The sequence below is a fragment of the Armatimonas sp. genome (assembly GCF_031410135.1).
GTDB lineage: Bacteria > Armatimonadota > Armatimonadia > Armatimonadales > Armatimonadaceae > Armatimonas.
This window is the reverse complement of the sequence record NZ_JANNYP010000924.1, coordinates 1-5,957: the sequence shown is the minus strand read 5'-3', so window position 1 is coordinate 5,957 and position 5,957 is coordinate 1. Positions and strand designations below refer to the sequence as shown.

Sequence of the window (5,957 nt, the reverse complement as noted above, 5' to 3'; positions counted from 1 at the left end):
GGTGGACGAGTACCAGGACATCAACCGCTCCGGGGCACGGCTGGTGCAGCTTCTCACGGGGCCGGATGGGACGGCACTCTGGGCGGTGGGCGATCTGCGCCAGGCGATCTATGCTTTCCGTGGGGCATCGCCCGCCAATGTCGCGCGTTTTGCGGAGGACTTTCCGGGCGGTCGGCGCATGGATCTGGCAGTGAACTATCGCTCCCGCCCCGGCCTCGTGACACTCTTTGGGCAGGCCAGCGGTGAGGGCGGCGAGGTCTGGGAGCCACGGCGCGAGGGGCTTGCCTCGACAACTCTAGCGATTGCCCCCCACGATGCGGGCCAAGCGGAGGGCATGGCGAGCGCGATGCAGCAGTATGTCACGGACGGCTATGCCTGGCGCGAGCTGGCCGTGCTCTGCCGCACGCGTAACCAGGCACGTAACCTGAAGAAAGCACTTGTCGCCCGTGGGATTCCCGTCGGCCCTGGCCCCGACGAAGGCGGCCTACTCACCCGCCCCGATGTGCGTACACTCCTCGCCCGTCTGGACGAAAAAACCGAGACACAAGACGATGCCTACGACTCTCTCATCGAGATGCTCTACGGCTCCGAGGGACTGGCCCGCACACTCGCCGAGCCCGAAGCGGTGACGAGCCTCCTGATGCTGGCGCTGACCTTCCGCGAGCGGGAGGCCATTCTCCGTCTTGGAGAAACACGCCCGATTCGATCTTTTTTAGAGCATCTGCGGCGACTTACACGCCTAGGTACTGCCCCCGCCGCCCCGACCAACGAGAGCGAGGACGCGGTTCGCCTCTTAACCGTGCATGGTGCCAAGGGACTAGAGTTCCCCGCTGTCTTCGTCCCGAATCTTGCCGTGGGCCGCTTCCCCCCACGCCCCATGCCCGGCCTGCTCACTCCGCTTCCCGACGATGAGGGAGAGGCAAAAGAGGAGCCCGGAACTGTCGCCTCCGAGGAGGAAGCACGCCTGTTCTTTGTGGCCCTCACCCGTGCCCGCGATCACTTAGTGCTCTCCCGCGCCATCAAGCATGGCCGTATGAGCGCCCGCCCCTCGCCGCTCCTTGACTGTTTAGACAATGTGCAGGGCGTGGAGACGATCTTTTGGCGCAGCAAGGACTCCGAAAGTGAGCTGCCGCCGCCCGAAACGCCACAAACACGCCCCGAGGTGAAAGCGCCCGATGCCGAGCTCTATCTGCGCTGCCCCAAGCGCTATGAGTTTCAGGTGGTTGAGGAGAAACCCGTTGGGAGCGCCTCGGCCTACGAGAGCTTCAAGCGCACGGTTCTTGCCGCTCTCTCATCATCGCAGCCGACGAGCGCCCTTGAATCTCTCTGGCGAGAGCATGGCCCAAGTCAGAGTGACCCGGCCTACCCGCTCTACGAAAAGATGGCACGGGAAATCGTCGCCAAGAGTGTCCCCGCCTGCCCGCCAAACCAGCGCCCGTTGATGGCCTTACCCCTTGACAGTGGCACCATTCTTGTCCGCCCCGATGACTTTAGCGAGAGCACGCGCCAGGTAGAGCGCCGCACCCTGCGCAAGCCTCCCGCGCCCGATGCCGATAAAGCCGACCCCGATCTGCGCCTCTCACTGCTGCAAGAGACCTTCGGCCCCGATCAGGTCTTCGTCAGATTTCTCCAAGACGGTCGCCGCCTGCCGGTCGCAGACCGCCCCCGAATCCGCGAGCGGCACCTAGACGACTACGACCGTGCACTTCGAGGAATCGCTCTCAAGGTATTCCCTGCCACTCCCTCGGAGCGCGACGAGTGCCCGTCGTGTCCCTACTTCTTCACCTGTCCCCGTGGAGAGTAAATTCTAGAGACAGGTGCCAAACTCCATACAACCAAAAGTAATTACCCAGACGAGCCAAACACAGTACATTACGATCACATAGACAATCCCCATCAGAACACGCTTGAGCCAGCTGTCTAGCAGTGCCAGGTAACAGGAAAGCCCTACCAGGATCGCAATCCAGTAGAGATTACTGAAACGCGCATCGTATCTGGCCCATTTATGAGTGCAATAAAGAAACAGTGTTCCAAGACCAAGTGGGGCTAGTAATGCCCCCAGGATCAAAAGTTTCTTCGTCATGACACTTCATACGACTTCCTCCCTAATTTTGTTACTCAACCAGCTCACAGATGAAGATGCCTCTATGCTATAATCCCGGCATGAAAAGCTCACTTTTTTTCTGCGCGGCACTTGTCATCTCAGCACCTGTCTTTGCCCAGCAAACCCCACAGCAAAAAGTCCCCACTCGGGCCGAAGCGATTGCAGCCACCAACGAGGCCGATAGCAAACGCATTGAAGCACTACTCAAAAACGATACGGCCGCGCTGGATGCGATGTTCACCAAGGACATGGTCTACACCCACTCCAACAGTAAGTCTGACACCAAAGAGATGTTCCTAGAGGCGCTGAAAACCGGCGCGACTAAGTATCTTGGTGTGACTCTCTCAGAAAAGAAGCATCAGGTCTATGGCAATACGGTGATCGTCACCGGGCTCGCGGATATGAAACTTAAAGCGGGCGAGAACGAGATGGCCTTCAAGGTACGCTTCACGGAGGTCTGGACACGGCAAAAAGGCGAGTGGAAGTTCGCCGCCTGGCAGAGCACCCGGCTTCCTGAGGCGAAATAAACCAATGCCCCGTGAACGGGGCGTCGAGTAGCGCTACGCGCTGTAAAGCCCGTGCCGGGCTGGAGTTAGTTGTAGCCCGGCACGGGCTTTGCGGCGGGACGCCATTGCAGACGCCTCCTTCCAGGGGGCGGACAGGAGAAAACGCATGCGTGTTTTGTATATCGGGGGCACCGGGATTATCTCGTCGGCCTGTGTGGAAGAGTCGGCGGCGCAGGGGCAGGAAGTGTTTTTGCTCAACCGGGGCTCCTCGAAGAAGTATCTCCCGCCGCCGGGGGTGACGGTAATTACAGGGGATGTGAAGGGCGATCAGGCGGCGTTAAAGGCGCTACTGGCGACGCACGGGCCGTTTGATGCCGTCGCGGACTTTATTACGTTTACGCCCGAGGACTTGGAGTTAAGATTAGCGCTGGTGGAGGGGCTGGCGGAGCAGTTTATGTTTGTGTCCTCGGCGAGCTGCTACCAGAAACCGCCTAAGCACTATCTGATCACGGAAGAGACGCCACTGGAGAACCCGCACTGGCAGTACTCCCGCGATAAGATTGCGTGTGAGGCACTTCTTGCAGGCCAGAGCAAGCAGGCGTACACGGTGGTTCGTCCCTCGCTGACCTACGGCCACGCAAACTTGCCGCTCGTGCTCAATAGCTGGGCGCACCCGTGGACGGCGGTGGATCGGATGCTGACGGGCAAGCCGATCATCGTGCCGGGAGACGGGACATCGCTGTGGACCAACACCTGGAACGGGGACTTTGCCAAGGGATTTTCGAGCCTGCTGGGCCGCCCCGATACCAACGGCGAGGCGTTTCATATCACCAGTGACGAAGTTCTCTGCTGGAACCAGCTCTTCCAGACCGTGGCCGATGCCCTCGGGGTGACGGCAAGCTTTGTGCACGTGCCCTCGGACTTTTGCATGGCGCTCTACCCAGACTGGGAAGGGACGCTGATCGGGGACAAGGTGAACTCGGTGGTGCTGGACAATAGCAAGATCAAGCGCTTTGTTCCGAGCTACAAAGCTGAGGTGCTGTGGGCCGAGGGGGTGAAGCGCTCACTGGAGTGGTTTAAGGCCGACCCGACCCGCCAGACGGTAGATGCGGATGTAAATGCAAGGCAAGACGCCGTGATCGCGGCGTACCGGGGGTAGGTTGCCCTCCTCCCCGCTCTGGAACCCACCCCGGCTCAGTTCGTCCCTCACTCTGCCGACCCTCCCTTGATTCAAGGGAGGGTGCCGAGGACCGAGGCGGGTGGGTTCAAAAAGCGGGGAAGAGGTTTACTCGCTCTTTTCGGAGCGCTTGCGCATCTTGAAGTTCAGCTCACGCTTGCGCATGCGGATGTTCTTCGGGGTCACTTCCATCAGCTCATCAGGGCCAATGTACTCCATCGCGCGGTCTAGCCCCATCTCCGAGGGCGGGGTCAGGCGCACGGAGACATCACTGGTCGAGGCACGCATGTTGGTGAGCTGCTTGGTCTTCGTCACCGACATCACGAGGTCGCCATCGCGCTGGTGGCGCCCCACAATCATGCCTTCGTAGACTTCCAGACCGGGTCCAATGAATAGCTCCCCACGCTCCTCGGCGTTGGCGAGGCCGAAGTTGGTCGTCATTCCAGACTCATTGGCGATCAGGCTTCCCTGGGATCTATGGGGTAGCGGACCCGCCCAAGGCAAGTAGCCTTCAAGCAGAGCGGACATGATTCCCGTGCCACGGGTCAGGGTCAGGAAGCGCGAGCGGAACCCTAAGAGTCCACGGGTCGGAATGATGATCTCAAGACGCGTGTCGCCTCTATCGGACTGCTGCATGTTCATCAGCACGCCACGGCGCTCCCCGAGTGCCTGCACAATGCTCCCTGCATACTCATCTTGGAGCGAGATAAAGACCCGCTCAAAAGGCTCTAGCTTCTCGCCCTTTTCACCCGTTCGGGTGATCACCTCAGGCATCGAGACTTGGAGCTCGTAGCCCTCACGGCGCATCGTCTCAATAAGCACCGAGAGGTGAAGCTCGCCGCGCCCGTAGACGATAAAGCTATCGGGAGTTTCGCTCTCTTCGACCTTGAGGCTGACATTGGTCTCGAGCTCTTTAAAGAGGCGCTCACGTAGCTTACGGCTGGTGGAGTACTGCCCCTCTCGGCCTGCCAAAGGCGAGGTGTTGACGGCAAAGGTCATCTGAAGGGTCGGGTCGTCCACGGTGGGAGGGGGGATCTGCTGAGGATTGTCGCCCGTCGCAATTGTCTCCCCGATGGTAACCTCAGGGAGGCCCGTCACGGCGATAATATCGCCGGCATAGGCTTCTTCCACGGGGACACGCTTCATACCCTCATAGACAAAGACACTCTGGAGCCGGGAGTTGTAGCGAGAGCCATCGCGACGGAAGACCGTCACCGGCTGGTTGGGGCGCAGTGTCCCCGCAAAGAGCTTCCCGATTCCCAGGCGGCCTAAATACGGGTCGCCATCAATGGTCGAGATCATCGCCTGTGTCGGGGCATCTTTATCCGCGAGAACCTTGGGCTCTGGGATGGCGGAGAGAATCGTGTCGAAGAGCGGCTGGAGATCTACCGCATCGGCGTAGTCTTCGTTGAGCGACGAGCGACCATCCAGCGCGGTGGCATAGACAATCGGGAAGTCGAGCTGGTCATCGGTGGCTCCCAGCTCGTGAAAGAGGTCGAAGGTCTCGTTGACCACCCAGTCCGGGCGTGCTTCTTGGCGATCCATCTTATTGATCACCACAATGGCCTTCAGACCAGCCGAGAGAGCCTTCTCCAGCACAAAGCGCGTCTGTGGCATCGGGCCATCGACTGCGTCCACGAGGAGCAAGACACCATCCACCACCAAGAGCACACGCTCGACCTCGCCGCCAAAGTCAGCGTGCCCCGGTGTGTCGACGACATTGATCTTGTTACCCTTGTAGGTAAGGGCTGTGTGCTTGGAGATAATCGTGATGCCGCGCTCACGCTCCTGGTCCATGCGGTCCATCACCCGCTCGGCGACTTCCTGGTTCTCGCGGAAGACACCACCCTGCTTGAGCATTCCGTCAAGGAGGGTCGTCTTTCCGTGGTCAACGTGGGCAATAATAGCGATATTTCTGAGCATAGTGATAAAACCTGACATGGAAAAACCCCCGCAGCGCATAGCATCGCGCGGAGGCAACTTAGGATTATATCATAGCTCTGCGAACTGCACAGTCACCATGGTTCCCTGGGGTGCAGGACAAAAAAGTGGTGAGGCAAGCCGATTTGCCTTCTGCTCCTAAAGTCGTCATCATAGGGGGATGACAGAAGAAACGAAACAGCGACTTCGCCAACGCTTTGAACAGATCCTTGCCGCCCAAGATGCACCG

4 protein-coding genes are annotated in these 5,957 nt (G+C 59.6%); 3 read left to right on the top strand and 1 reads right to left on the bottom strand.

From position 1 onward, the window contains the following. The 3 genes from RMO15_RS33010 to RMO15_RS33000 form a co-directional block, all read left to right on the top strand. Window positions 1-1,804, top strand: a 1,804-nt coding sequence (locus RMO15_RS33010; protein WP_309723571.1) for a 3'-5' exonuclease, incomplete at its 5' end; no start/stop codon positions are given. A gap of 359 nt (window positions 1,805-2,163) precedes the next feature. Continuing rightward, window positions 2,164-2,631: a nuclear transport factor 2 family protein gene (locus RMO15_RS33005; RefSeq protein WP_309723568.1), complete on the top strand. Its 468-nt coding sequence runs from the start codon at window positions 2,164-2,166 to the stop codon at window positions 2,629-2,631. Window positions 2,632-2,776: 145 nt separating this feature from the next. Beyond that, window positions 2,777-3,769, top strand: a complete 993-nt coding sequence (locus RMO15_RS33000) for an NAD-dependent epimerase/dehydratase family protein (RefSeq protein ID WP_309723565.1) — start codon at window positions 2,777-2,779, stop codon at window positions 3,767-3,769. Between the two features lie 126 nt (window positions 3,770-3,895). Here the strand turns inward: RMO15_RS33000 and typA are convergent, their stop codons facing one another. Beyond that, on the bottom strand, window positions 3,896-5,728 hold the full coding sequence (typA, locus tag RMO15_RS32995) for a translational GTPase TypA (RefSeq protein ID WP_309723562.1): 1,833 nt from the start codon (window positions 5,726-5,728) through the stop codon (window positions 3,896-3,898). Window positions 5,729-5,957 lie beyond the last annotated feature (229 nt).